Source organism: Pseudomonas sp. Tri1, from assembly GCF_017968885.1.
In the GTDB taxonomy this organism is placed as follows: domain Bacteria; phylum Pseudomonadota; class Gammaproteobacteria; order Pseudomonadales; family Pseudomonadaceae; genus Aquipseudomonas.
In genome coordinates this window covers 1,462,838-1,489,106 of the sequence record NZ_CP072913.1, presented here as the reverse complement: position 1 = coordinate 1,489,106, position 26,269 = coordinate 1,462,838, and the positions used below count along the sequence as shown (strand labels likewise).

Annotated in this window: 25 protein-coding genes; 6 read left to right on the top strand and 19 right to left on the bottom strand. The window is 59.8% G+C overall.

Annotated elements, in window-relative coordinates; translation table 11 throughout:
• Nucleotides 1–46: 46 nt before the first annotated feature.
• The 3 genes from def to J9870_RS06595 form a co-directional block, all read right to left on the bottom strand.
• A complete protein-coding gene (gene def / locus J9870_RS06605) occupies nucleotides 47–586 on the bottom strand; it encodes a peptide deformylase (protein ID WP_210643197.1) in 540 nt (179 codons plus the stop codon).
• Nucleotides 583–1,533 carry a YihY/virulence factor BrkB family protein gene (locus J9870_RS06600; RefSeq protein ID WP_210643196.1) on the bottom strand — a complete coding sequence of 317 codons (951 nt, stop codon included), beginning with the start codon at nucleotides 1,531–1,533 and terminating at the stop codon, nucleotides 583–585. Before J9870_RS06600 ends, def begins: the two co-directional genes overlap by 4 nt.
• 175 nt (nucleotides 1,534–1,708) lie before the next feature.
• On the bottom strand, nucleotides 1,709–1,900 hold the full coding sequence (locus J9870_RS06595) for a CsbD family protein (protein ID WP_210643195.1): 192 nt from the start codon (nucleotides 1,898–1,900) through the stop codon (nucleotides 1,709–1,711).
• 195 nt (nucleotides 1,901–2,095) lie between these two features.
• On the opposite strand from J9870_RS06595, the gene J9870_RS06590 reads away from it, so the two are divergent.
• The gene (locus tag J9870_RS06590; RefSeq protein ID WP_030139341.1) at nucleotides 2,096–2,473 is read left to right on the top strand and encodes a hypothetical protein; all 378 of its coding nucleotides are present in this window, start codon (nucleotides 2,096–2,098) and stop codon (nucleotides 2,471–2,473) included.
• Nucleotides 2,474–2,697: 224 nt separating this feature from the next.
• On the opposite strand, the gene fadD1 is transcribed toward J9870_RS06590, so the two are convergent.
• Both fadD1 and fadD2 read right to left on the bottom strand, forming a co-directional pair.
• The gene (gene fadD1, locus J9870_RS06585; protein WP_210643194.1) at nucleotides 2,698–4,389 is read right to left on the bottom strand and encodes a long-chain-fatty-acid--CoA ligase FadD1; all 1,692 of its coding nucleotides are present in this window, start codon (nucleotides 4,387–4,389) and stop codon (nucleotides 2,698–2,700) included.
• Nucleotides 4,390–4,755: 366 nt separating this feature from the next.
• A complete protein-coding gene (gene fadD2 / locus J9870_RS06580) occupies nucleotides 4,756–6,444 on the bottom strand; it encodes a long-chain-fatty-acid--CoA ligase FadD2 (RefSeq protein WP_210643193.1) in 1,689 nt (562 codons plus the stop codon).
• A gap of 235 nt (nucleotides 6,445–6,679) precedes the next feature.
• On the opposite strand from fadD2, the gene J9870_RS06575 reads away from it, so the two are divergent.
• Both J9870_RS06575 and J9870_RS06570 read left to right on the top strand, forming a co-directional pair.
• Nucleotides 6,680–7,624, top strand: a complete 945-nt coding sequence (locus J9870_RS06575) for an alpha/beta hydrolase (protein WP_210643192.1) — start codon at nucleotides 6,680–6,682, stop codon at nucleotides 7,622–7,624.
• 41 nt (nucleotides 7,625–7,665) lie between these two features.
• Nucleotides 7,666–8,136, top strand: a complete 471-nt coding sequence (locus tag J9870_RS06570; protein WP_003184579.1) for a MaoC family dehydratase — start codon at nucleotides 7,666–7,668, stop codon at nucleotides 8,134–8,136.
• Between the two features lie 146 nt (nucleotides 8,137–8,282).
• Here the strand turns inward: J9870_RS06570 and J9870_RS06565 are convergent, their stop codons facing one another.
• From J9870_RS06565 to J9870_RS06550, 4 genes are all read right to left on the bottom strand, one after another.
• Nucleotides 8,283–9,143: an HlyD family secretion protein gene (locus tag J9870_RS06565; protein WP_210643191.1), complete on the bottom strand. Its 861-nt coding sequence runs from the start codon at nucleotides 9,141–9,143 to the stop codon at nucleotides 8,283–8,285.
• Between the two features lie 9 nt (nucleotides 9,144–9,152).
• Entirely contained in the window at nucleotides 9,153–9,359 is a 207-nt protein-coding gene (locus J9870_RS06560; RefSeq protein ID WP_003198565.1) for a DUF1656 domain-containing protein, read from the bottom strand.
• Nucleotides 9,346–11,346 carry an FUSC family protein gene (locus J9870_RS06555; RefSeq protein ID WP_210643190.1) on the bottom strand — a complete coding sequence of 667 codons (2,001 nt, stop codon included), beginning with the start codon at nucleotides 11,344–11,346 and terminating at the stop codon, nucleotides 9,346–9,348. Before J9870_RS06555 ends, J9870_RS06560 begins: the two co-directional genes overlap by 14 nt.
• Before the next feature lie 237 nt (nucleotides 11,347–11,583).
• The gene (locus J9870_RS06550) at nucleotides 11,584–12,051 is read right to left on the bottom strand and encodes a PA2169 family four-helix-bundle protein (protein ID WP_210643189.1); all 468 of its coding nucleotides are present in this window, start codon (nucleotides 12,049–12,051) and stop codon (nucleotides 11,584–11,586) included.
• A 206-nt stretch (nucleotides 12,052–12,257) separates the two neighbouring features.
• Here J9870_RS06550 and J9870_RS06545 point away from each other — a divergent pair, with 206 nt between their 5' ends.
• Nucleotides 12,258–12,494, top strand: a complete 237-nt coding sequence (locus tag J9870_RS06545) for a DUF3820 family protein (RefSeq protein WP_025212254.1) — start codon at nucleotides 12,258–12,260, stop codon at nucleotides 12,492–12,494.
• 18 nt (nucleotides 12,495–12,512) lie between these two features.
• Complete coding sequence (locus J9870_RS06540; RefSeq protein WP_210643188.1) at nucleotides 12,513–13,700, top strand: aminotransferase class V-fold PLP-dependent enzyme; 1,188 nt, start codon at nucleotides 12,513–12,515, stop codon at nucleotides 13,698–13,700.
• 103 nt (nucleotides 13,701–13,803) lie between these two features.
• On the opposite strand, the gene J9870_RS06535 is transcribed toward J9870_RS06540, so the two are convergent.
• From J9870_RS06535 to zwf, 3 genes are read right to left on the bottom strand one after another with little or no spacing between them, the layout of a single operon-like run.
• Nucleotides 13,804–14,469, bottom strand: coding sequence for a bifunctional 4-hydroxy-2-oxoglutarate aldolase/2-dehydro-3-deoxy-phosphogluconate aldolase (locus tag J9870_RS06535; RefSeq protein ID WP_210643187.1), 666 nt, complete (start codon nucleotides 14,467–14,469; stop codon nucleotides 13,804–13,806).
• Nucleotides 14,470–14,486: 17 nt separating this feature from the next.
• The gene (gene pgl / locus J9870_RS06530) at nucleotides 14,487–15,200 is read right to left on the bottom strand and encodes a 6-phosphogluconolactonase (protein ID WP_210643186.1); all 714 of its coding nucleotides are present in this window, start codon (nucleotides 15,198–15,200) and stop codon (nucleotides 14,487–14,489) included.
• A complete protein-coding gene (gene zwf / locus J9870_RS06525; RefSeq protein ID WP_210643185.1) occupies nucleotides 15,187–16,656 on the bottom strand; it encodes a glucose-6-phosphate dehydrogenase in 1,470 nt (489 codons plus the stop codon). Before zwf ends, pgl begins: the two co-directional genes overlap by 14 nt.
• A gap of 196 nt (nucleotides 16,657–16,852) precedes the next feature.
• Here zwf and J9870_RS06520 point away from each other — a divergent pair, with 196 nt between their 5' ends.
• Nucleotides 16,853–17,713 carry a MurR/RpiR family transcriptional regulator gene (locus J9870_RS06520; RefSeq protein ID WP_171061416.1) on the top strand — a complete coding sequence of 287 codons (861 nt, stop codon included), beginning with the start codon at nucleotides 16,853–16,855 and terminating at the stop codon, nucleotides 17,711–17,713.
• A gap of 158 nt (nucleotides 17,714–17,871) precedes the next feature.
• On the opposite strand, the gene J9870_RS06515 is transcribed toward J9870_RS06520, so the two are convergent.
• The 7 genes from J9870_RS06515 to J9870_RS06485 all read right to left on the bottom strand — a co-directional run bounded on the left by J9870_RS06515 (nucleotide 17,872) and on the right by J9870_RS06485 (nucleotide 26,210).
• Complete coding sequence (locus J9870_RS06515) at nucleotides 17,872–18,726, bottom strand: D-hexose-6-phosphate mutarotase (RefSeq protein WP_210643184.1); 855 nt, start codon at nucleotides 18,724–18,726, stop codon at nucleotides 17,872–17,874.
• A gap of 235 nt (nucleotides 18,727–18,961) precedes the next feature.
• On the bottom strand, nucleotides 18,962–20,308 hold the full coding sequence (locus J9870_RS06510; RefSeq protein ID WP_210643183.1) for a carbohydrate porin: 1,347 nt from the start codon (nucleotides 20,306–20,308) through the stop codon (nucleotides 18,962–18,964).
• A gap of 162 nt (nucleotides 20,309–20,470) precedes the next feature.
• Entirely contained in the window at nucleotides 20,471–21,631 is a 1,161-nt protein-coding gene (gene ugpC, locus J9870_RS06505) for a sn-glycerol-3-phosphate ABC transporter ATP-binding protein UgpC (RefSeq protein WP_210643182.1), read from the bottom strand.
• 2 nt (nucleotides 21,632–21,633) lie between these two features.
• Entirely contained in the window at nucleotides 21,634–22,479 is an 846-nt protein-coding gene (locus tag J9870_RS06500) for a carbohydrate ABC transporter permease (RefSeq protein ID WP_210643181.1), read from the bottom strand.
• A complete protein-coding gene (locus J9870_RS06495) occupies nucleotides 22,472–23,380 on the bottom strand; it encodes a sugar ABC transporter permease (RefSeq protein WP_210643180.1) in 909 nt (302 codons plus the stop codon). Before J9870_RS06495 ends, J9870_RS06500 begins: the two co-directional genes overlap by 8 nt.
• Nucleotides 23,381–23,532: 152 nt before the next feature.
• Nucleotides 23,533–24,834 (bottom strand): ABC transporter substrate-binding protein, encoded by a 1,302-nt coding sequence (locus tag J9870_RS06490; protein ID WP_210643179.1) that lies wholly within the window; start codon nucleotides 24,832–24,834, stop codon nucleotides 23,533–23,535.
• A 116-nt stretch (nucleotides 24,835–24,950) separates the two neighbouring features.
• Entirely contained in the window at nucleotides 24,951–26,210 is a 1,260-nt protein-coding gene (locus J9870_RS06485) for an AGE family epimerase/isomerase (protein WP_210643178.1), read from the bottom strand.
• Nucleotides 26,211–26,269: the final 59 nt, after the last annotated feature.

The following is a 26,269-nucleotide window of genomic DNA, read 5'->3' as shown; positions in this document are numbered from 1 at the left end:
CCATCGCGAGCAAGCTCGCTCCCACAAGGGTTGAGTCAGCTAGGCGTTAGTCATCCGCTGTCGGATCCAGATCCGGAAACATCACCTCGGTAAACCCGAACTTGCTGAAATCGGTAATCCGCGACGGGTACAACCGCCCAATCAGGTGATCGCACTCATGCTGTACCACGCGAGCATGAAAACCTGAAGCGGTGCGCACGACCGGCTCGCCCTTTGGATCGAAACCTTCGTAGCGAATGTGCTGGTAGCGCTCGACCGCCCCGCGCAGGCCCGGCACCGACAGGCAGCCTTCGAAGCCCTCCTCCATCAGTGGGCTTAGCGGGGTAATCAGTGGATTGATCAGGATGGTCTGGGGCACGGCTTCGGCGTCGGGATAACGCTCGCTGTGCTCGAAGCCAAAGATAACCAGCTGCAGGTCAACTCCGATCTGCGGCGCTGCCAGACCGACGCCGCCGACGCTTTCCATGGTCTGGAACATATCGTCGATCAACTGCCACAACTCTGGGCTGTCAAACATTTCCGTTGGCACCGGCGGGGCGATGCGCAGCAGGCGTTCGTCGCCCATTTTCAGGATTTCGCGAATCATGGTCGGGCTTCGTCAGGGTGGGGATGGGGAATGGAATGGTCGCGGCCCAGGCCCGACACATGTTGTTTTTCGTGCTCGCCCGCGCTCTTTTCGCCCGGGTTCTTGCCCTCGGCGGACATGTGCTCGATCACCGCGTTCATTTCCGCGCCGAGCAACAGCACCGCCGAAGAAATATAGAAGTACAGCAGCAACACAATGATCGCGCCGATACTGCCATACATGGCGTTGTAGTTGGCAAAGGTCTTGACGTAGAACGCAAAGCCCAGGGAAGCGACAATCCACACCACCACGGCCAGCACCGAGCCCGGCGTGATGAAGCGAAATTCCTGTTTCACGTCGGGCATCACGTAGTAGATCAACGCCACGGCCACCATCATCAAAATCACGATCACCGGCCAGCGCACAATCGTCCAGAGCGTGACGATAAACTCCTCCAGCCCGACCTGGGCCGCAATCCAACCCATCACTTGCGGCCCGAGCACCATCAACGCAGCAGCGGCCAGCAGCATGCCAGCGATGCCGATGGTGTAGAAAATCGACAGTGGAAAACGCTTCCAGGCCGGCCGGCCCTCGACCACATCGTAGGCGGCATTCATCGCGCTCATCATCAACCGGACACCAGCCGAAGCCGTCCATAACGCAATGACGATACCCACCGACAACAACCCGCCCTTGGATTGCTGGAGCTGGTCTATTACCGGATTGACCTGTTCCAGGGCCTGGGGCGGCAGCACCAGTTCCGATTGCAGGCGCAGCCAGGAAAAGAAGTCCGGCAGGTGCAGGAAACCAATCAGCGCGATCAGGAAAAGGATGAAGGGGAACAGCGAAAACAGCATCTGGTAAGCCAACGCCGAGGCGTAGGTCGACATCTCGTCGTCGAGAAACTCGGTCACGGTGCGCATCATCACACGATGCAAGGGCAAGCCTTTCAAGGCCGGGAACATCATGTGCGTCTCCTTTCACCGCAAAAAAGGAAGGTCGCCTGGCGACTCACGGGGTTGCTATCCAAGACAAAAGTAACCTGTTTGGCGACTTTGGAACAATTTCCCCGGTGCAAGTTCGAGCCGACATGAAAACGGCCATCCGCGGATGGCCGTTCCAATCGTTTTTTCAACAGGCCAGTTATGCCTCGTTAACGCCTTTCTTGACTGCATCCTTGACCTTGCCCACGGTTTGCTGGGCCTCACCTTTTTTCTCCTGGACCACGCCCTCGGCGCGCATGCGGTCATTGTCGGTGGCCTTGCCGACGCCTTGCTTGATGTTACCGACGGCTTCGTTGGCAACGCCCTTCACTTTATCGCTCGTGCTACCCATGATGTCTCTCCTGTGAACAACGGTACGAAAAGTCATTACATAAGGGTTGACCGAGGCCGTTTGCGGGGAGTTTCATTTTTTCAGCAGCGCATTTCATCGTCAGATGCAGGTTGCGCTTTATGTTTGCCGATCCACCCCCGAGAATGCCCCACGTATTCAGGCTGCGGCCTGAGGCTCCAATCCCGTAGGAACGTTATGAAACTCGATAAAAAGCAGGCCATCGCCCGCAGAAACCAGGAACTGGGCGGCGCCGTACTGGGCGTCAATAACTGCCACTTCAGCGAATTGAACCGCAACCGCAACATCTTCTGGTTCGATATCCCGGTGGCACGCCTGGCCATCGGTCAGTACGAATGGATTCATCTGTTGCTGCACACACCGGCCACCGATGAGCTGCTGCATTTGAAAGTGCCCACGGTGTTCCTGCGCGAGAAAATGGAAGGCCTGGAAGTACGCAACCAGGGCAAACGCAAGGCCGCCCTGAGCCTGGAACTGAGCGCCGATAAAGACTCGTACCTGCAGGACATGCGGCCCGGTGGCACCAACCTGGATTTTGCACAGTTCAGGCTGTAACCCGATTTCCAAGGACCAAAACGCTCTCTGTAGCGAAGGGATTTGTCCCGGCGGGGTTACGAAGCGGCCCCACGGTTCGTCAGCCACTGCGATGTGCCAGACAGGATGCAGGGATTGCTGCGCAACCCAGCGGGGATAAATCTCCTCGCCACAGGTTTTGTGCTTGGCAAGGCGATCCGCATAAAAAAGCCCCGCGTTCGCGGGGCTTTTGGTTTGTTGCGGTCTTACTTCTTCAGGCCCAGCTTCCTGAGCTCTTCATCTCGCAACTCGCGCCGCAGGATCTTGCCCACGTTGGTGGTCGGCAACGCGTCGCGAAACTCTACGGCCTTGGGCACTTTGTAGCCGGTGACGTTGGCACGCATATGCTCCATCACTTGCTCCTTGGTGAGCGTGACACCCGGCCGGGCAACGATGAAGATCTTGATCGCCTCGCCGGATTTTTCGTCCGGTACGCCGATGGCCGCGCATTGCAGCACCCCTGGCAGGGTTGCCAGCACGTCTTCCAATTCGTTGGGGTACACGTTGAAACCGGAGATCAGGATCATGTCTTTCTTGCGATCGACGATGCGCATGTAGCCATCCGGCTGGATCACCGCGATATCACCGGTCTTGAGCCAGCCTTCGCTGTCGAGGATCTCGTCGGTGGCGTCCTGGCGCTGCCAGTAGCCCTTCATGACCTGCGGACCTTTCACACACAGTTCACCGATTTCGCCCAATGGCTGTTCGACGCCTGCGTCATCGATCACCTTGCACAGCGTCGATGGCACCGGAATGCCGATGGTGCCGATCTGGATATTCTGGATCGGGTTGACGGTGGCCACCGGGCTGGTTTCAGTCATGCCATAGCCTTCGCAGATCGGGCAGCCGGTCACTGCTTTCCAACGCTCAGCCGCGGCCAGTTGCAGGGCCATGCCGCCGGACAAGGTGACTTTCAGCGCCGAGAAATCCAGCTTACGGAAAGCTTCGTTGTTGCACAGGGCCACGAACAGGGTGTTGAGGCCAACGAAACCACTGAACTTCCACTTCGACAGCTCCTTGACCATCGCCGGCAGGTCACGCGGATTGCTGATCAGGATGTTGTGGTTGCCGATCAGCATCATCGCCATGCAATGGAAGGTGAAGGCGTAGATATGGTAAAGCGGCAGCGGCGTGATCAGCACTTCGCAACCTTCGTTGAGGTTGGAGCCCATCAGCGCCTTGCACTGCAACATGTTCGCCACCAGGTTGCGGTGGGTGAGCATCGCGCCCTTGGCCACGCCGGTGGTGCCGCCGGTGTACTGCAGCACCGCCACATCGTCACTGGTGGGGTTGGCTTCGCTCACGGGCTGGCCGTGCCCCTTGCTCAGCACATCGTTGAACTTGATGGCCTTGGGCAGGTGATAGGCCGGGACCATTTTCTTGACGTACTTGATCACGCTGTTGATCAACAGGCGCTTGAACGGCGACAGCAGGTCGGCGACTTCGGTGACGATGACATGCTTGACGCTCGTCTTGGGCACCACGTTCTCGGCCAGGTGCGCCATGTTCGCCAGGCAAACCAGTGCCTTGGCGCCGGAGTCGTTGAACTGGTGTTCCATTTCCCGCGCGGTGTACAGCGGGTTGGTGTTGACCACGATGAGGCCGGCGCGGATCGCCCCGAACACGGCCACCGGGTACTGCAGAACGTTGGGCAATTGCACGGCGATTCGATCGCCCGGCTGTAAATCGGTATGCTGTTGCAAATACGCGGCAAAGGCACCGGACAATTCGTACAGTTCACCGTAGGTGATTGTCTTGCCGAGGTTGCTGAATGCCGGCTTGTCGGCAAAGCGTTGGCAGGACTGCTTCAACACCGCCTGAATATTCGGATACTCATCTGGATTGATGTCGGCAGCAATCCCAGCTGGGTACTTATCCTTCCAAAAGTCTTCAATCATGGAAGCCCACTCCTCAGCAACGCGAATTTCTCACCGCATTTGATGCGATTATTATTGGTGTGTTTATTGGTGAATCTGGCTTGAATCAAGGCCGAGAAGTCACAAAAGCGCGCCGAGAGTAGCAGCTTTGCCAAGGGTCGCCTAGAGCCAAAATCAGCCCCTACAGTCACAAACATGACTTAAGAATATTTCATGGTCATTTTTAGAGTAAAAATTCTAAGCTCCTGCTAAATCCCCCTGAATACACAAAAAACTGTGGGAGCGAGCTTGCTCGCGATGGCGGTGTATCAGTCACATCTCTGGTCACTGACATAACCGCCATCGCGAGCAAGCTCGCTCCCACAGAGTTTCCATAAGGCCAACGCCTCAAGCGATATCGCGCAACTCCCGCCGCAGAATCTTGCCTACCGGGGTCATCGGTAGCGTTTCGCGCAACACGATGTGCTTGGGTACCTTGTAGCCGGTGAAGTTTTCCTTGCAGTAGGCCTTGAGCTCCTCGAGGCTGATGCCCGCCTCGCGTGCCACCACAAACAGTTTCACCGCCTCCCCCGAACGTTCATCCGGCACACCGATTACCGCGCAGTTGGCGACTTTCGGGTGGGCCATCACCACGTCTTCGATCTCGTTGGGGTACACGTTGAAACCCGAGACGATGATCATGTCTTTCTTGCGATCGACAATGCGCACAAAACCATCCGGGTCGATCACCGCGATGTCTCCGGATTTGAACCAGCCCTCGCTGTCCAGAACTTCGGCCGTGGCTTCAGGCTTGTTCCAATAGCCTTTCATGATCTGCGGGCCCTTGATGCACAGTTCGCCGCGCTCGCCGAAGGGTTGCTCGACACCATCATCGCTGATCACTTTCATGAGCGTACCCGGCACCGGCAACCCCACTGTGCCCAGCCGGGACCTGCCGCCGTAAGGATTGGCGCAGGCCACCGGCGAGGTTTCGGTCAGGCCATAACCTTCGGCGATGCTGCAACCGGTGATTTGCTCCCAGCGCTCGGCCGTGGCCTTGATCAGCGCAGTACCGCCGGAGTTGGTGACCTTGAGGTTAGAGAAATCCAGGGTCTTGAAATCCGGATGGTCCATCAACGCCACGAACAGTGTGTTGAGTCCCAGCAACACCGAGAAACGCCAGTTCTTCAGCTCCTTGATGAAGCCTGCGATGTCCCGCGGGTTGGTGATCAGCACATTGTGGTTGCCGGTGACCATCATGCACATGCAGTTCGCCGTAAACGCATAGATGTGGTACAGCGGCAGCGGCGCGATCATCACCTCCTGGCCTTCGCGCAGCAAGGGGTGGCCGTCGTCGCCGAGCTGACCCAGGCACGCACGGGTCTGTTGCATGTTGGCCACCAGGTTGCCATGGGTCAGCATCGCCCCCTTCGCCAAGCCGGTGGTACCGCCGGTGTATTGCAGCACCGCAATGTCATCGAGGCTGACCTTCAGCGGCTTGATCCCATGGCCGCGCCCCAGGCGCAAGGCGCTCTTGAAAGAAACGGCCTGGGGTAATGAATAGTCCGGGACCATCTTCTTGACCTTGCTGATCACCGTATTGACCAGCCAGCCCTTGGCGGTGGGCATCAAGTCGCCCATCCTGGCTTCGATCAGGTATTGCAGGTCCGTGTCGGGTAGCACCTCCTGGACCTTCTGCCCGAACAGGTTCATGTACACCAGCGCCCGGGCGCCGGAGTCCTTGAACTGGTGGCGCATTTCCCGAGGGGTGTACAACGGGTTGGTATTGACCACGATCAGACCGGCGCGCAAGGCCCCGAACACGGCAATCGGATATTGCAGGACATTGGGCATCTGCACCGCGATACGGTCGCCGGGAACCAGATCGGTGTGGGCTTGCAGGTAGCCGGCGAAGGCGGCGCTGTAGCGCTCGAGCTGGGCATACGTGAGGGTCACACCCATGTTGCTGAACGCCGGCCGATCGGCAAATTTCTTACAGGAACGCTCGAACACCTCGATCACCGACTTATAGGCCCCCAGGTCTATCTCCGAGGGCACGCCGGCCGGGCGTTTGTCATTCCAGAAATCAGGCTGCATTGTTTTTGTCCTCTTTACCTGAGCGTATCCGGGCCGCTTCTGTGTCACTTGCAGAGGCGGAGCTCTTGGGACACTAGCAGCTATGGCCCATCAGGCAAATATGGCGACCTGCGTCATAGATTGTGTGAATCTTCCTGCCTCGGCGTAGCCTGATCAGACGAGACGCAACGGATGGGCTATACAATGCAGCAACACTGCGCACGCCTCTGTGATGCTCCTGGGTAAAGGAATCGACATGATCCACCAAACGTTCATGCTGACCGCGACCGACCACAGCCACCTGTTCGTCAATCAGTGGTTGCCCGAAACCGAGCCTGAAGCGCTGATCATGCTGGCCCACGGTATGGCCGAACACAGCGGGCGCTATGGGCGCCTGGCCCAGGCCCTGTGCGCTGAAGGCTACGGCGTCTATGCCCCAGACTTGCGCGGCCACGGCAAAACCGGTGAAAAAGCGATTCTCGGCCACTTTGCGGACGAAGACGGCTGGACCAAAGTGGTGGGCGATCTGGCCAATCTTAACCAGCACATCGGCCAGCAACATCCCGAAATACCCATCGTGTTGCTGGGTCATAGCATGGGCAGCTACATCGCCCAGGGTTACCTGCTTCACCACAGTGCCAGCCTGCATGGGGCGATTCTCAGTGGTTCCAATTTCCAGCCGGTGGCGCTTTATCGCGCTGCTCGCCTGATCGCCCGCTTCGAACGCTGGCGCCAGGGTGCCACGGGGCGCAGCGCCTTGATCGAGTGGCTGTCGTTCGGCAGTTTCAACAAAAAATTCAAACCGACACGTACCGCCTTCGACTGGCTCAGCCGTGACCCGGACGAAGTCGACAAATATGTCCGCGACCCGCTGTGCGGCTTTCGCTGCACCAATCAGTTGTGGATCGACCTGCTCGGCGGCTTGCAGCAAATCAGCAAAGCGTCCAATCTCGCCCAGATCGATCCAGGCCTGCCGCTGCTGGTAATCGGCGGCGAATGTGATCCGGTGAGCGAAGGCGAGCGTCTGAAGGATCTGGCCGACGCCCTGCGCGAGGCCGGCAGCCGGTACCTGCAATTGACGATTTATCCGCAGGCCCGGCACGAACTGTTCAATGAGACCAACCGCGACGAAGTGACGGCCGACGTACTCGCCTGGATTGCCCAGGCCCTGAGCCACAAGCGGCCGCCGCGCAGCGAGTAGATTTTCAGCGTTTTCCTTTATCCTCACAGGATTTGAGACAGATGACCCAGGTTACCAACATTCCTTACGAAGCCCTCGAAGTCGGCCAGACCGCCAGCTACAGCAAAACCGTCGAAGAGCGCGATATCCAGCTGTTCGCCGCCATGTCGGGCGACCACAACCCGGTGCACCTGGACGCCGAATTCGCGGCGGCGAGCATGTTCAAGGAGCGTATTGCCCACGGTATGTTCAGCGGTGCGCTGATCAGCGCGGCAGTGGCCTGCGAGTTGCCTGGGCCAGGAACCATCTACATCGGCCAGCAGATGAGCTTCCAGAAACCGGTGAAAATTGGCGACACCCTGACCGTGCGCCTGGAGATCCTGGAAAAACTGCCGAAGTTTCGTGTGCGTATCGCCACGCGTGTGTTCAACCAGCGCGATGAGTTGGTGGTGGATGGCGAGGCGGAAATCCTTGCGCCGCGCAAGCAACAGACCGTGACCTTGCCGACGTTGCCGGCGATTACTGTCGGCTGAAGATCGTTCCCACGCTCTGCGTGGGAATGCATCCTGTGACGCTCTGCGTCACCTTCCAAGAGCGGAACGCGGAGTGTCCCTGGCGACATTCCCACGCAGAGCGTGGGAACGATCGACAATCAAAAGATCGCAGCCCTCGGCAGCGCCTACAGGTCTTCACGCACCTGAACACTCGCCGTCATCCCCGCACTCAGGCTCACTCCTTGCGGCACCCCGTCCAGTTTGATTCGCACCGGAATCCGCTGGGCCAGGCGCACCCAGTTGAAGGTCGGCTCGACCTCTGCCAGTAATTGCGCATCTGGGTTGGTATTACGGTCGGTGATACCGCGGCTGATGCTTTCGACGTGGCCTTCCAGTGCATGGTCGGCGCTCATCAGCCAGACTTTGACCGGGTCGCCCACGCGAATCCTCGCAAGCTTGGTTTCTTCGAAATAGGCCTGCACATAAAACGTCGAATCGTCGATCAGCGCCATGACTGGCTGCCCGGCATTCACGTAGTTGCCTTCGGCCAGGCGCAGGTTGGTGATGTGACCGCTGCGTGGAGCCAGGACCTGGCTGCGAGCCAGGTTGAGCTCGGCGACCTTGGCCTCGGCCTGGGCCTCACGCAATTCGCCCCGGGCAATACCGGCGTTGATCTGCGCGTTTTCCCGTAGCTCGGCACTGATGGCCTGGGGCCCCAGGGCGGCGCGGCGACTCGCTTCATGTTCACGCAGGCTCAATTGCTGCTGACGGGTCTGGACCACCGCCCGGGCTTTCTCCAGCGCGGCCTCGAAACGCTCGCGGTCGATGCTGAGCAATAAGTCGCCAGCCTTGACCGCCTGGTTATCCACAGCCTTGAGCTCGCGCACCCAACCCGAGACGTCGGGTGCGATCACCACCACATCGGCGCGGATTCGCGCATCGCGGGTCCAGGGCGTGAGCATGTAGTACTGCCACAAATGAAACCCGGCGAAGATCGCCACAGCCACCACGCCCAGCGTAATGGCGACACGTACGGAGGTACGCATGTTCAACTCCTATAGCGGCCCGAGGACCACGGTAATAACAGTCAGGACACAGACATACAGGGCGCAGTCGAACAACGCTTCATGCCAGATCCAGCGCCCGGCCGGCACAAGGCTGAGCAACAGGCGCAGCGCACCGGTCACCAGCAACGCCAGCACCACGTAAATCAGGAACGGGCTGAGCAACACCCCGCCGATCGACCACTCACGCAAGCCCATGGCTGTGCTCCTGTCGTTCAGGTTCATGCTGGCGACACCAGGCGTGCCAGCTGTTTTGCAATTGCAACACCGCGCCTTGGGCCAGTTTCAATGCATCACCGGGCGGCTGCGCCGACAACACCTGCAAAAATTCAGTGCTCGCTGGGGCCAGTGCATCAGCCTGGCTACCGACCGGGCCTTGCTCGAGCACCTGCTGCAGCGCTTCGAAATAGCGGCGTTGAGCCTGGCTATCGGGCAATTGGGCGACAGCCAGGCTCAGACGTAAATGCAGTAGCTCGTCGCCAACGTCCAGGCCTAACAATCCGTCGTCCCAACGGCTGCGAGCCGGTACCGGCAGCTCGGGATAGTGTCGTGCCAGTTGCAACAACCGGTCAGCCATGCGCCCGCCAAACCAGCTCTCGGCCCCGCGCAGATTGCGGTGGGTCAGCCGCACCAGGTCGTCGAGGGTCGCGGCCAGCAAACGACGACTGTGCCAAGCCGGATCGCGCAGAATCAGCAGATTGAACGCCAGCACCGCCGAACCGACACCGATCATCATCGCCTGGGCATTATTGAAGAATGCCGCGACGTCGTACTTCATGGCATTGAGCGGCGAGATCAGCACGACAAAATGCAGGCAGAACGACGTGGCCGTGGCGAATATCTGTGGCTTGGCCATGCCCAGTGCCCCGAAAAACAATGGCACGCCCATGGCCATGCAGAGCATCGCGAAGCTGCTCCACTGCGGCAGCACGATCTCACCGATCACAAACGCCGTCGGCACCGCCAAGAGAATGCCGCGCAGGAAGCTCATGCCAATCTGCGCACCGTTTTCGCGACTGGCAAACAGGCTGCACACCACGCAGGTAAGCACCAATGCGCCCGAGGCGGCGGGCCAGGCAGTCGCCAGCCAGAAACAGGCGACCGCCAGGAACGCCAAGGCGCTGCGGGCACCGAACACCATGGCCAGGGACAGATCACGGTGAGGCGTCAAGGTACGTGGAGGGTCCGCCGCCTCTGTACCCTCTTGCACAGCCGTCAGCGCAGCGCAGGCGGCCAGGGCGGTATCGAGCAATAAAGCGAAACGGGCCAGGCAATAACTTTGCGCCGAGCTGATCAGGGGATCGTGAGATGCATCCCATACCCGCGGGCGCAAGGCTTGCAGGGTCGTGCTGTCGGCGTCGAGGGCTTGCTGCACCTCGTTCATCCACGGCTGAAGGGCCTCGGCCTCTTCGGGGGCGAGCTGTTTCCACTGCCGACGCACCGAGCGGGAAATGCGCAGCAGCATCAGCAATTTCTGGCTCAAGCCACTGATGGCGCGGGCCCGCTGCCGGCCAAGGCTGCCTTCGAACCAGGCATGTTCACGCTGGGCATCCACCGCGACGATCTTGCCAAGGATTTCCAACAGCCCTTTACGGGCCTGGGCGTCGCCAGCCAGGGTGGCACGGGCTGCCTGCATGCCGCTCTGCCAGGCGGCACGGGCCTGACCGGCCAATTGCCGCTCGACCCGCAACGGCCAGAGCAAGGCGCTGGCAGCCGTGGCACAGACAATCCCCAGGCTGATCTCAGTACAACGCGCCACGGCCTGATCGAACACCCCCAGCGGATGAGAAATAGCCGGTAATGCGATGATCGCCACCGTGTAGCCGGCCAGCACAAATGAGTAGGACCAGGCGCTGCGCAACAGTGTGGAACAGGCCGTGCACAGGCCCAGCCACAGCGCCAGCGCCAGCAGGAACAACCAGGGCGCCTGGGCGAACAGGCCCATGAACACCACCGACATGACCGTACCCACCAACGTACCTAGCAGGCGCGCCAGCCCCTTCTGCACCACCATCCCGGACAGCGGCTGGGCCACGATGAACGCCGTCATCAGCGCCCATGACGGCTGCTCCAGCCCCCAGCGCAACGCCAGCCACAGCGCCAGTCCGCCGCCAAGCACGGTCTTGATGGCGAACTGCACAGCGAGGCGGTCGGGGGCGAACAAGGCCTGGAAGGTTATGGGCACGCGAGAAACTCTTATGGAGACGCTGTAACGATAGATGCAATAAAGACGGATGAACGGACGCAATTATTAGCTAGCTACCTAACTGAGTCCAGAGGTGATTTTTGATGGATTTCACAACACACTGTTGTGGCAACGGGATTTATCCCCTCGCCACAGCAGTGCTCAACTTCAATCTGATTTGCCTCCCACAAAAAAACGCCAGGCAAGCTGGCGTTTTTTTGCATCCGGACCCGTTGTTTAACTGGCTTTGCGCGCCTGGTTGCGCAGCGCCTTGACCTGGTCATGGTTGCGTTGCACGCCATGGTACTGACGCTCTACCAGGTCACGAATGCCCACCAGGTTGTGCTTGTTGATCTTCTCCAGGGCTTCCTTGTAGGCCTTCAGCGCATGGTCTTCACCGCGCTCGGCTTCGTTGAGCACCGCTTCTTCGCCCTTGCCGGTGAACATGGCTTTCACGTCCACCCAACGGCGGTGCAGGTCACCGGCTACGCTGGTAGAAGTTTCCGGATCACCACCCAGCGCGCGAACGGCCGCTTGCAGTTCGGTTGCGGCAGCGGCGCAATCAGCGGCGCGCTGGACGAACAGAGTCTTGAGCTCAGGGTGCTTGATGTCTTCAGCGCAAGTCTTGAAACCTTCCTGGCCATCTTTGCTGGTCTCGATCAGGTCGTTCAGGACGGAGATGGATTCTTTATTGATGTCGGTCATTTTTCAATTCCTTTGCTTGGTGAATAAAAAACCTGCAAGGAATATTGCATCGGCCGTGCCAGCCCCAACCAAAAAACAAAATCATTAAAAATCAATAAGTTACAAAAACATATAAAAACTGTATCCGCGTTATTTGCATGATCTGTCATTTGGCCTGCATGCAGAATGCCTGTATTTTCCAAGCTGTTTGAATCAAGACGATTGCCATGAACCCGGAAAAGCTCGAACTGCTGGTCACGCGCCAGATGCCCTTTGGTAAATACAAGGGGCGAATCCTCGCCGACCTCCCCGGCCAATACCTGAACTGGTTCGCCCGCGAAGGCTTTCCCCACGGAGAACTGGGCGGTCTGCTGGCACTTATGCAGGAAATCGACCATAACGGCCTGTCGGATCTGCTCGACCCTTTGCGCGCCAAACACGGCAAACCCAAGCCTCGCCACTAATTGATTGAGCCTGCGTCCATGCCCGAAAACACCCTGCGCGCCCACGATGAAGCTTTCTGGCAGACCTACGCCGGCCGCTATGAGGTCGACACCGAGGGACCGCTCAATCTGGAAAACGGCTATTTCGGCCGTATGTCACGGACCGTGGTCGAGGAATACCAGCGCAATATCGCATTCATCAACCGCAGCAACTCGGTGTACGTACGCCAGCATTTCGACCGGGAACATGACGATGCGATTCGCCGCCAAGTGGCGCAGCTGGTCCGCGTTCCCCCCAACAGCGTGGCGATGGCCACCAGTGCGGTGGACGCCCTGCAATCGCTGATTCGCAACTACAACAAGCTCAAGCCGGGCGATCAGGTGCTGATCTGTGATTTGGAATACGCGTCGGTCAAAAGCGCGATGCGCTGGCTGGCTCGACAGCGTGGTGCAGAGGTGATCGAACTGGTCCACTCGCACCCCGCCAGCCTTGAAAGCCTGGTGGGCAGCTACCGCAACGCGTTCATTCGCCACCCTCGCGTGAAGCTGATGGCGCTGACCTACGTCAACCACCTCACTGGGCTGGTGATGCCGGTCCAGGCCATTGCCGAGACCGCTGATGAGTTTGACGTCGATATCATTCTCGACGGCGCCCATGCCCTGGGCCAGATCGACTTCGACCTGAAAAAACTCGGCATCCAGTTCGCGGGGTTCAACCTACAGAAGTGGATCGGCGGGCCTCTGGCCCTCGGGTTCTTGTACATAGATCCGCAGCGGCTGGCCGACATCGACCCGGACATGGACGAAGGGCATTATCCCGCCACCGATATCCGCTCGCGCACGCCCCACAGCACGCCAAACATCCCGGCCTTACTGACACTGCCGCTGGTGTTCGAGGAACACTATGCCCTGGGCGGCGCTTCGGCCAAGGGCGCGCGACTCAACTATCTGCGGGACCTGTGGGTGAGCACTGTGCGTGAAGTGCCGGGTATCGAAGTCATGACCCCGGACGATCCGAACCTGTACTGCGGCATCACGTCAATGCGCTTCACCGCCCATACCGACCAGCAGGCGATGGCCGATCGATTGCTCGATGACTATGGGATCTTCACCGTGGTGCGCCATACGAGTGTCGGGCCATGCATTCGCATTACACCGGGGCTGACCACCCTGGCGAGCGATATTGAGCGGTTGACCGAAGCACTGATCGCCTTGAGCCGAACATAATTAGGTCCAGTGTTCGGACTAAAACCCGGGGCAAAAAAAAACGGCGCGCCGACCAAGCGCACCGTAAAGCCGTAGAACACCCAACGAGGTTTCGGTAAAGCAATCAGTCCAGCAGCGCCAGTGCCTCGGCGGTGCATTCCTGGATGCGGCCCCAGTCGCCGTTCTTGATCCACTCCGGATCAAGCATCCAGCTGCCGCCCACGCACATCACGTTTTTCAACGCCATGTAGCTCTTGATGTTGGCCGGGCTCACGCCGCCGGTCGGGCAGAATTTCACTTCACCGAATGGGCCGCCCAGGGCCTTGATAGCCGCGACGCCGCCACTGACTTCCGCCGGGAACAATTTGAAGCGGCGATAGCCCAGGCCGTAGCCTTCCATGATGCCGGAGGCGTTGCTGATGCCCGGCAGCAATGGGATCGGGCTGCCAACGCTGGCCTCGAGCAGGTCACGGGTGATGCCTGGGGTGACGATGAACTGCGAACCCGCGGCTTCAGCGGCGGCCAGCATGTGGCGGTCGAGTACGGTGCCAGCACCGGTCACCAGTTCAGGACGCTGCTCGCGCAGGACCTGGATAGCCTTGAGGCCATACTGGGAACGCAAGGTCACTTCCAGCGCCGTCAGGCCACCGGCAGCCAGGGCATCGGCCAGCGGCAGGATGTCCTGTTCGCGGGCGATGGTGATCACCGGCAGGATCCGCGCCTTGGCGCAGAGGCTGTCGATCAGGGTAACTTTGTCCGCCATGGAAACGGTCGGGGATGGGTTTGTCATAGCGGCTGATCCTTGGTTCATGGGCACCAGTAAATCTCTAGCGTGGGTTGCAAAAACGCGCGGATCGGCATTTCGGCGACATCGTCACCCGCCACCGCAGCGTTCAGAGTGGTCAATTTCGACTGACCGGAAATCGACAGCACTTTGTGTTGCGCCGAAGCCAGCAAGGCGCGGCTCATGGTCAAGCGCTGGTGCGGCACGGTCGGCGCCAGCATCGGCCAGCAACGGCGAGCACCGTTGGCATCCAGGGCTTGGGCGAGGTTCGGGCTGTCGGGGAACAGCGAGGCGGTGTGCCCGTCATCGCCCATGCCCAATACCAATACGTCGATTGGCGGCAGCTCGGCCAGCAAGCGATCAGCCTGTTCGGCCGCCGCATCCAGGTTGGCGCTGGCGCTGTAAAGGCTGAGGAATTGAGCCTTGGCTGCTGCACCTTGCAGTAGATAGCGCTTGAGCAGGCCGGCGTTGCTGTCGGCATGTTCGACCGGCACCCAGCGTTCGTCGGCCAGGCTCACCACCACTTTCGACCAGTCCAGCGCCTGTTTTGCCAGGCTCTGGAAGAACGCCACTGGGCTACGCCCGCCGGACACCACCAGGACAGCCGTGCCACGCGCATCGAGCGCAGCACGCAGTTGCTCGGCCACTTTCAACGCCAAGCCTTCAGCCAGCAGCACTGGGCTTTTGAATTCCAGGGCGCTGACGCCCTGTGGCAGTTTCAATTCAGATATCGCCATACCATGACCTCCCATCCCGCGTGATCAGTGCAATAGAGCTCATCGGCCCCCAGGACCCGGCCGCATACGGCTTGGGCGCATCGCCGGACTTCTTCCACCCGGCGATCAACTGGTCACACCACGTCCACGCGGCTTCAATTTCATCTTTACGGACAAACAGGTTCTGATTGCCGTTCATGACTTCCAGCAACAACCGCTCGTAGGCATCGGGGATCCGTGCGCTGCGATAGGTGTCGGAAAAGTTGAGTTGCAACGGACCGCTGCGCAATTGCATGCCCTTGTCCAGGCCTTGCTCCTTGGTCATCACCCGCAGGGAAATCCCTTCGTCCGGTTGCAGGCGGATGATCAGCTTGTTGCTGATCTGCAGGCGCTGCTCTGGGGCGAAGATGTAGTGGGACGGTTCCTTGAAGTGAATGACGATCTGCGACAGCTTCTGCGGCATGCGCTTGCCGGTACGCAGGTAAAACGGCACCCCGGCCCAACGCCAGTTGCGAATGTCGGCGCGCAGGGCGACGAAGGTTTCGGTGTCGCTCTGGGTATTGGAGTTGGGCTCTTCGAGGTAGCCCGGTACCGCCTTGCCTTCACTGTGGCCGGCGATGTATTGGCCCCGCACCACCTGGGTGGTCAGGCCTTCCGGGCTGATCGGCGCCAGGGCCTTGAGCACCTTGACCTTCTCGTCCCGAATGCTGTCGGCGGACAAGTCGGCCGGCGGATCCATGGCGATCAGGCACAGCAACTGCAGCAAGTGGTTCTGGATCATGTCCCGCAGCTGGCCGGCCTTGTCGAAATAGCCCCAGCGGCCTTCGATGCCGACTTTCTCGGCCACGGTGATTTCCACGTGGGAAATGTAATTCTGGTTCCACTGGGTTTCGAACAGGCTGTTGGCGAACCGCAGTGCGATCAGGTTCTGTACCGTCTCTTTGCCCAAGTAGTGGTCGATGCGATAGGTGCGGTTTTCCGGGAAAAACTGCGCCACGGCGTCGTTGACCTTGCGCGAGGACTCCAGGTCCGAACCGATGGGTTTTTCCAGCACGACCCGGGTGTTTTCGCTCAAGCCGACCTTCGCCAGGTTCTCGCAAATCGCGCCGTAGACCGCCGCTGGAGTGGCAAAATAGGCAATGACCTGTTGCGCCGAACCGGCCAGTTCGGCCAGGGCGACGTAATCGTCGGCCTTGAGGAAATCCACGTGCAGGTAAGTCAGGCGCGCCAGGAAGCGCTCGACCACGGCTTCGTTCAGGTCCTTCTCACCCACGTAGCGGCGCAGTTCAGCGGCGATGAACGCCAGGTGCTGCTGCGCGCTGCCGGGTTCACGGGCCAGGGCGATGATCCGCGTATCCTCATGCAGCAGGTCCGCGCCATCGAGTTGATAAAGGGCAGGAAAAAGCTTGCGCAAGGCCAGATCGCCCAACGCACCGAACAAGGCAAATGTGCACGGTTCAACCGTAATCGAAGGCATGATGTTTGTTCTTTTATCAAGTTAAGCTACAAATACCTTTTTTCAAGGTATCACTCAAGGAAAAATGTAGTAATAACCACAACATTTTTCGAAAATTCCGATTCCGAGTGGTGGTCCGTCAGAGCCATCAGTAGGATAGGCCACCGCAAAGGGTCGTATCAAAGACCCGTCTTTCTAGGAATCTTGTATGGACCGCGTGCGAAATTTACTGGAGCAGATCCAGAGTCGCCTTGAAGACCTGAACAAGGCCGAACGCAAGGTGGCCGAGGTGATCCTGCTCAACCCACAGCAGGCTACCCGTTTCAGCATCGCTGCCCTCGCCCAGGCCGCGTCGGTCAGCGAGCCTACGGTCAACCGTTTCTGCCGTTCATTCGGCGTCAGCGGCTACCCGGAACTCAAGCTGCAACTGGCCCAGAGCCTGGCCAGCGGCGCCGCTTACGTCAGCCGTGCGGTAGAGGCCGATGACAATCCGGAAGCTTACACCCGGAAAATCTTTGGCAGTGCCATTGCCTCGTTGGACAGCGCCTGCCAGGCCCTTGATCCCAACCTGATCAGCCGCGCCGTCGATTTGCTGATCCAGGCCCGACAGATCCACTTCTTCGGCCTCGGTGCCTCGGCCCCGGTGGCGCTGGATGCCCAGCATAAATTTTTCCGTTTCAATCTCGCGGTGACGGCCCACGCCGATGTACTGATGCAACGCATGATCGCGTCGGTGGCCCATACCGGCGAGCTGTTCGTGATCATTTCCTACACCGGCCGTACCCGTGAGCTGGTGGAAGTGGCGCGCATCGCCCGAGAAAACGGCGCTTCAGTACTGGGACTGACCGCCGAAGGCTCGCCGCTCGCCAAAGCCAGCACCCTGAGCCTGAATATTCCACTGCCCGAAGACACCGATATCTATATGCCGATGACCTCGCGGATCATCCAGCTCACTGTGCTGGATGTGCTCGCCACCGGCATGACCCTGCGCCGGGGCGTGGACTTCCAACCGCATTTGCGCAAGATCAAGGAAAGCCTGAATGCCAGCCGGTATCCGGTGGGGGATGAGTTCAACTGACTCGACCTTGGTATCTTGTCGCCTGATAAACCGCTATCGCGAGCAAGCTCGCTCCCACATTGGTTTTGCATTGGATACACATGTTGTGTCTATCCAGATCCCATTGTGGGAGCGTGCTTGCTCGCGATGGGGCCAGCAGCAACACTCCAGATCCTGAACTAAGCCCCCATCCACGCCTGCAAACTCAAATGCGCCCGCTCCCCCGGCGCCAGGCACAAGCTGTCGGTGCCGCCACTGGCGGCTTCGACGCAGACGAACTCGCTGACCTCATCCCAACTCACCCCCAGCAATGGCCGGGCGCCGGGATGCCAGACCACGGTGTCGGCACTGTCGCCGGTATCGATGCGCAATTCGCGCTGCCAGGCATGGTCTTTGAGTTGCAATTCCCCTTCGTGCTGGAACACCCGCTGACAACCGCCCTCGAGCCGCAACTCGCCCTCCTGCTGGCAAGTCTCACGGCTGAGCTGATCGTAACCTTGCGCACCTTCAAGCCCAGACAGCGCTACCTCACCGATGTCACCGATACGCCAGTAGGCGTGCAAGGCCTGGCTCAACTGGCACGGCAGGCTGTCTTGATGCTCGGTGCTCAAGCGTAATTCCATGCGTTCGCCCAGGTCGGCATGCAGGTCGACCTGCCAATCGCACAACTGCAATTGCCAATGCAGGTGCACGCCTTCGTCATCACTGCGGCTGTCGAGCAGCTTCCAATCGATCAACCGCGCCCAACCATGGGACGGCCAGGCGTTTTCGCTCGGATGGCGGCCATACCACGGCCAGCACACCGGCACCCCACCGCGTATTGCGCCGACATGCGGCCACTTGGCTGCACACCATAGCCAGGGCTTCTGGCCGCGCGGCTGAAAGTGCAGCAACTGCGCACCTTGGCGACTGAACACCGCCTGGCACAGCGGATGATCGATCACCAGCACATCGCGCTGTCGATAGCGCTCCCACGCAAACACCGGGCGCTCGCGCAAGGATCTGAAAAAGCGTTGTAGCGGATGCTCATGCATAGGCCGCGGTCCTGGAAATCATGGAACTCTCAATTGATGCGACAGTTTTGTGGCGAGGGGATTTATCCCACAGGCCTGCGGGAGCAAAGCTTGCTCGCGATGCAGGCGGCTCGGTGCCCTGGAAGACTGCGTCATCTTCATCGCGGGCAAGCCTTGCTCCCACACCCCAAAAAAAGCGGACAGCCTTGGCCATCCGCAAATATGCGCACATAGAGGGGAGCTTATCGCAACAGCGTTAGAACACCGACTGAATTTTCAGGCCGGCCACCAGCGCGTTGTCGACTTCATCCACACCGCCTGGGTGAGTGATGTATTGCAGGTTGGGACGTACGGTCAGCCAGTTGGTCACGTGAACACCATAGTTGAGCTCGTAGTTGTACTCAGTGGTACGCAGCGGCGCGAACAGTGGATCGTTGTAGTCGGTGACGCCATTGGCAGCGTTGGTCAGCTCAGCGTTTTTCTTCACGTCATCGTTGACATGGATACGGGAAAAACCGATGCCGATGTCATCTTTAGGACGTGCATCGAACGGCCCCTTGTACACGAACATCAACGACTGGTAGTTGTCGACGAAGTTGGTGTCCTTGTCATGGAAAGTGGCGTTCGCCGCAATGTTCAGACCGCGCGAAGCATCACCGTTGTGGGTGGTGAGTTGCTGCTGCGCGACGAACCAGTAACCGTGCTTGCTGTTGTGGCTGCGATAGGCATTACCGGTGGTCGCGGCATCATCGCCGTTGTCATCTTCACGGACGTCATTGGCATCGGCCGTGCTCTTGTAGTAACCGACACGGTATTCGCCCGGCAGGCTATTGACCTTCGGCGACCAGACCAGCTCGACCGGGATGACGGTACCCTTGGTACCACTGCCGCTGAGCTTGAAGCCGTTGCCGTGCTCCAGTTGCGACGGGTTCTGGTTGTATGCACCGATCTGCGCATAGAACTCAGGCGTGATGTTGTACTTCACGCGAAGCGCGGCCTGCATGACCGGCCAGTTGTACCAGATGCCGGTCGCCCAGTTACCCGCCTGGGAGCCACAGAAGGCCAGGTTCTGGAACTCGCAAGGGAAGGTGTTGAAGTCTTCGCCTTCACCGAAGTAACCGGCCTTGACGTCCAGTTTGCCGTCGAGGAACTGGTGCTTGATCCACAATTGGGTCAGACGGACCATGTGGCCACGACCGTAGACTTCCTGGGAAGAACTCAAGGTGCCGGCACGCGGGTCGCCGACACGGTCGTTGGAGATGTTCTCGCCATTACGATTGGTGAGTTGGATCTTGGCCTGGGTGTTATCCCAGCCCCACAGCTTTTCCAGGTCCAACGCCACGCCCAGACCAAACTGGTCGGAGTAACGCGCCGTCTTGTCGTTGTTGTAGCCGCCATGCAGGTTGGCGCCCATTTCGCCGACGTAGTCAGCCTTGATGTCGATACCTTGCTCGATCAGCTTGGTCCGTTCGCCACCCCAGTCACCCGTCATCCACTGCGAGTCGGCGCTGAACGCGTCGGCCGCGTGTGCACTACCGGCCAGCATCATCGCCGCAACGGCTGACAACTGGCAGATAAGCTGGGCATTGTTTTTCTTCTTCATCCCTACATCCTCGTCTTTATTGTTATTAACTGTTTTTATCTAACGCGGTTTACAACGATTGCGATGGATGTCCCCATCCACCGCATACTCCTTTTTTCTGGGGGCGGACTTGTGCGACTGACACTCCGCCATCGCGAGCAAGCTCGCTCCCACATTCGTTCTTCATCGACCCTTGAATTGCGCCACGTTGGCGCTCCGGGCGTCGACTTGCGGCTGGCCTGCCACACCCAGGCGCTCGCCGGACTTGGCGTCGAACAGCAGCACTTTCGACGGATCGAATTGCAGCGTCAGGGTTTCCCCCGGCTGTGGTGCCACGTCCGGCGCCAGGCGGCAGCAGACCTTGGTGTCATTGAGGTTGACGAACACCAAGGTGTCCGGACCGGTGGGCTCGGTAACCTGGACCTCGGCGCGAATGGTCGGCAAACCATTGGCCTCGTTGCCCGCCAGCGCAATCTGTTCCGGGCGCAGGCCAAGGATCACTTCGCGGTCTTCCAGGCCAGCGTCCTGCATGCCCATTGGCAGCTCGCAGCGGGCCTGGCCGCTGTCGAGCAGCGCCAGCAGGCGACCGTCCTTGCGTTGCAGGCGCAGAGGGATGAAGTTCATCGGCGGCGAACCGATGAAGCTCGCCACGAACAGGTTGGCCGGGTTGTTGTAGATCTCTTTCGGCGTGCCGAACTGCTGGATGATCCCGTCCTTCATCACCGCCACTTTGTCGCCCAGGGTCATGGCTTCGATCTGGTCGTGGGTCACGTACACCGTGGTGGTCTTCAAGCGCTGGTGCATCAGTTTCATTTCGGTGCGCATCTCGACCCGCAGCTTGGCGTCGAGGTTGGACAGCGGTTCGTCGAACAGGTAGATCTTCGGCCGCCGCGCCAGTGCCCGGCCCATGGCCACGCGCTGTTGCTGGCCGCCGGAGAGTTCGCCAGGCTTGCGGTTGAGCAGGTGCTCGATCTGCAACAGCTTGGCCACGCGGGTGACTTCTTCGTCGATGGCGGACTGGCTCATCTTGCGGATTTTCAGACCGAATTCGATGTTCTCGCGCACGCTCATGGTCGGGTACAGCGCGTAGGACTGGAACACCATGGCGATGTCGCGATCCTTCGGGCTCATGCCGCTGACATCCTGGTCACCGATCATGATCGCGCCACCGGTGATGGTCTCGAGACCGGCGATGCAGTTCATCAGCGTCGACTTGCCGCAGCCCGAAGGGCCGACGAGGATCAGGAACTCACCGTCCTTGATCGACAACTCGATGTTCTTCAGGGTGTCCGGCAGGCCGGCACCATAGGTCTTGTTTACATTGCGAAGTTCGAGCGTTGCCATGATTACCCCTTGACTGCGCCGGCCGTGAGGCCGCGCACGAAATACTTGCCTGCGACCACATAGACCAGCAGGGTCGGCAGCCCGGCGATCATCGCCGCCGCCATATCAACGTTGTATTCCTTGGCCCCGGTACTGGTGTTGACCAAGTTGTTCAGCGCCACCGTGATGGGCTGCGAATCACCGCTGGAGAACACCACGCCGAACAGGAAGTCGTTCCAGATCTGCGTGAACTGCCAGATCAGGCAAACCATGATGATCGGGGTGGACATCGGCAGGATGATCCGCCGGAAGATGGTGAAGAAACCCGCACCGTCCAGCCGCGCAGCCTTGACCAGCGCATCGGGAATGCTGACGTAGTAGTTACGGAAGAACAGCGTAGTGAACGCCAGGCCATAGACCACGTGCACGAACACCAGGCCGGTGGTGGTACTGGCCAGGCCCATCTTGCCGAGGGTGAACGAAGCCGGCAGCAGGACGGTCTGGAACGGCAGGAAGCAACCGAACAGCAACAGCCCGAAGAACAATTGCGAACCGCGGAAGCGCCACATCGACAACACGTAGCCGTTCAACGCACCGATAGCGGTAGAGATCACGACCGCTGGCACGGTGATCTTGATCGAGTTCCAGAAGTAGCCGTCGACCGTAGCCCAGGCCTTGACCCAGCCGATGCCGCTGACCACGGTCGGCCAGCTCAGCAGGTTGCCGGTGTTGATGTCTTCCGGTGTCTTGAAGCTGGTCAACAACATGACCACCAACGGCACCAGGTACAGCAATACAGCGAGGATCAGGACCGCGTAGATCGCGATTCGACTCAGGCTGATGGAAGGTTTGGCAGCGAGACTAGTCATGACGCTTGGTCCTCAGCTCGGAGTACAGGTAAGGCACGATGATTGCGAGAATCGCACCGAGCATCAGAATCGCACTGGCCGAGCCCATGCCCATCTGGCCACGACTGAAGGTGAAGGAATACATGAACATGGCTGGCAGGTCGGAGGAATAGCCCGGGCCGCCGGCCGTCATCGCCGCCACCAGGTCGAAACTCTTGATCGCGATGTGAGCCAGGATCATCACGGCACTGAAGAACACCGGACGCAGGCTCGGCAGCACCACTTTCCAGTAGATGCGCGGCATGCTCGCGCCATCGATCTGCGCGGCACGGATGATCGATTGATCAACCCCGCGCAGGCCAGCCAGGAACATCGCCATGATGAAACCCGAGGCCTGCCACACTGCCGCGATCACCAGGCAATACACCACACGATCCGGGTCGATCAGCCAGTCCAGACGGAAGCCTTCCCAGCCCCAGTCACGCAGTAATTTGTCCAGGCCCATGCCCGGGTTGAGCAACCATTTCCAGGCCGTACCGGTGACGATCATCGAAAGCGCCATCGGGTACAGGTAAATGGTGCGGATAAAACCTTCACGACGAATACGCTGGTCAAGAAACACCGCCAGCAGCACGCCGATCACCAGGGTGATGCCGATGAACATGCCGCCAAAGAGCGCCAGGTTCTTGCTCGCCACCCACCAACGGTCGTTCTCCATCAGTCGCGCGTATTGCGCCAGACCTGCCCACTTGTAGGTCGGCAAAAAGGTCGAGGTGGTGAACGACAGGACGAACGTCCACAAGATATAGCCGTAGAAGCCCACCAGTACGATGAACATGCTCGGCGCCAGCACCAGTTTTGGTAGCCAGCGCTGCAATGCATCGAACGGCGAGGCCTTGCTGAACACAGCAACAGAACTCATGGGAAGATCCAGTACAAAGGGTAATGATTACAAGGGCATTCCCTTGTGGGAGCGAGCTTGCTCGCGATGACGGTATGCCAGTGACTCAACTGCTGCCTGACACTCCGCCATCGCGAGCGAATGCGCTCCCACACAAGGGACCACGGTGCTAATTACTTGGCTGACTGCACCGCTGCGCCAAGTTTCTTGGCAGCATCGGCAGGATCGGCTTTCGGGTCGTTGATGTAGTTGGTCACCACGTCAAAGAACGCACCCTGTACCGCCAGCGTGGTCGCCATGTTGTGCGCCATGCTCGGTTGCAGGCCGCCGGTCTTGGCGTCCGCCAGGAAGTCCTTGGCGGCGGTCTGGGCGCAGGAATCGAAGCCATACTTGGCCATGTCGCCGAGCATGTCGTTGCGCACCGGGATCGAGCCCTTGTTGATGCTGAAGACCTTCTGGAAGTTCTCGCCCAGCACGACCTTGGCGATATCCTGCTGGCCAGCGGCTGTGCCTTTGTCCTTCTGCTTGAACACCGCCAGGGAGTCGATGTTGTAGGTAAAGGCCTTGTCAGTGCCCGGGAAAGCTACGCACTGGTAGTCCTTGCCGGCGACTTTCTTCGCGGCAGTCCACTCGCTCTTGGCCCAGTCACCCATGATCTGCATGCCGGCCTTGCCGTTGATGACCTTGGCCGCTTCCAGGTTCCAGTCCTGGCCCTTGCCGTCGGCGTCCATATAGGTCGCGACTTTCTTCAGCTCGGTCAGCGCCTTGACCATTTCCGGACCGGTCAGGGCCTTGTTGTCGAGATCGACCAGAGCCTTTTTGTAGCCATCAGCGCCCATGACCGAGAGCACCACGGCTTCGAACACAGTGCTGTCCTGCCATGGCTGGCCACCGTGGGCGAGCGCAATGAAGCCCGCGGCCTTGAGTTTGTCGCCGGCGGCGTAGAATTCTTCGAGGGTGGTCGGGGCTTTTTCGATGCCGGCTTTCTTGAAGACTTCCGGGTTGATCCACAGCCAGTTGACGCGGTGAATGTTCACCGGCACGGCAACGTAGTCACCTTCGTACTTCACGGTATCGGAGACTTTCTTATCGAGCAGGCTGTCCCACTTCTCAGCTTTGGCAACGTCTTTCAAGACATCGGTGTCGAGCAGCCCGGTGGACGCCCATTCCTGGATGTCCGGCCCCTTGATCTGGGCGACACCCGGTGGGTTGCCGGCCACGGCACGGCTCTTGAGCACGGTCATGGCAGTGGAACCGCCACCACCGGCGACAGCGCCGTCCTTCCAGGTAAAGCCGTCTTTCTCTACCTGGGCCTTGAGCACATCGACCGCGGCTTTTTCGCCACCCGACGTCCACCAGTGGACGACTTCCACGGAACCTTTGGATTCGGCGGCAAGAGCGCTGACAGGGAATGCTGCGACGGGAAGCAGGGAAGCAAGAGAAATGACAGTAGCGAGGCGAGAAATCGCATTCATCTAGAAGTACCTTTCTTGTTGTTATGCATGCAAGTCTGGTGCTTGCGCTGCATGGATTCTAAACAGGGGAAATCCCTTCGCAGGTAACGAAGGGACGCGTAAATGTCACGACATGGTTACACAGGCGCCGGACTGGAAAGTTTCGCCAGGGCCGTGGCCATGCTCGGTGCCAGTGGCAAGCGCGGAATCAGCACTGCCTGCCAGGCGTGATACAGGTCCGGCTTGCCCGGCCAGATGTCGGCGCTGGGGCGGTTTTGCGGGTCGAGTTCGTGATGCCAGCTGCCGTTGCAGCGGTCGATGAAGTGTTTGTCACAGAACTCCCAGAAGCGCCGGTACCAGGCTTCGTACTTCGCCTCGTCGGTGCGCTTGAGCAGGGCGCTGGCAGCCGCCGCCGCTTCAGCGTGGACCCAATGCAGGCGATGGCGAACCACGGCGCGGTTGTCCCAGTCCAGGGTGTAGACAATACCGGGCGCGCCATCGACGTCCCAGCCATGGCGACAGTTCTGGTCAAAGAGTTTTTGTGCATCCTGGGCCAGCCAGCCAGGGGTCAACATGCCGATCTGCACCCGCGCCGCTTCGAGATGCAGCAGCAGGCGCGCCCATTCGAAACCATGGCCGGGGGTGGTGCCGTAGGGGCGAAAACCGTCGGCGGGATTGTCGTGGTTGTACTCACGCAACGGCTGCCACTGGCGGTCGAAATGCTCCACCACCAGGTAGTCGTTGGCGGCGGCATGGCCGTGGATCACGCGCTCGACGATGTGCAGGGCGCGGGCCAGCCAGCGAGGATCGTCGGTGGCATCGGCCAGGGCCAGGAAGGCTTCGGTGGCGTGCATGTTGCTGTTGGCGCCGCGGTAGGCCTCTTCGACGCTCCAGTCGCGGTTGAAGGACTCGCGCAGGGCGCCCTCTTCTTCGCTCCAGAAATGCGTGTCGATGATCCGCACCGCTTCGTCCAGCAACGCCTGGGCGCCAGGACGCTGGGCCACCACCGCGGAACTCGCGGCCAGGGCAACGAACGCATGCAGGTAGGCAGCCTTGTCGGCGCCGTCCTCATCGGGCCGCGTGGTGGCAAACCAGCCACCGTACTCGGCGTCCCGCAGGGGGCCGTTGAGGGCCTGGATACCGTGGTCCACCAGCTCGGCGAACCCCGGCAAGCCCTGGATGTGGGCCATGGCGAAGCTATGGGTCATGCGCGCGGTGTTCATGGTTTCGGCCCGGGCAGCGGCCGGCAGGTGACCATGCTCGTCCAGGTTGCCAAAGCCATCCGGCAGCTTCGATGCCTTGGCGAACGCCAGCAGGCGCAAGCCTTCGGCGGCGAGCCACTGCTGGTGGGCAGGAGCGTTCAGCCAACTGCTGAAGGCCGGTTGAAAGGTGTCCATCGGGCTTACCTTTTTTGTTGTTTTGACGCAGGGAGTCTAAACAAGGGATGGCGAGGGGC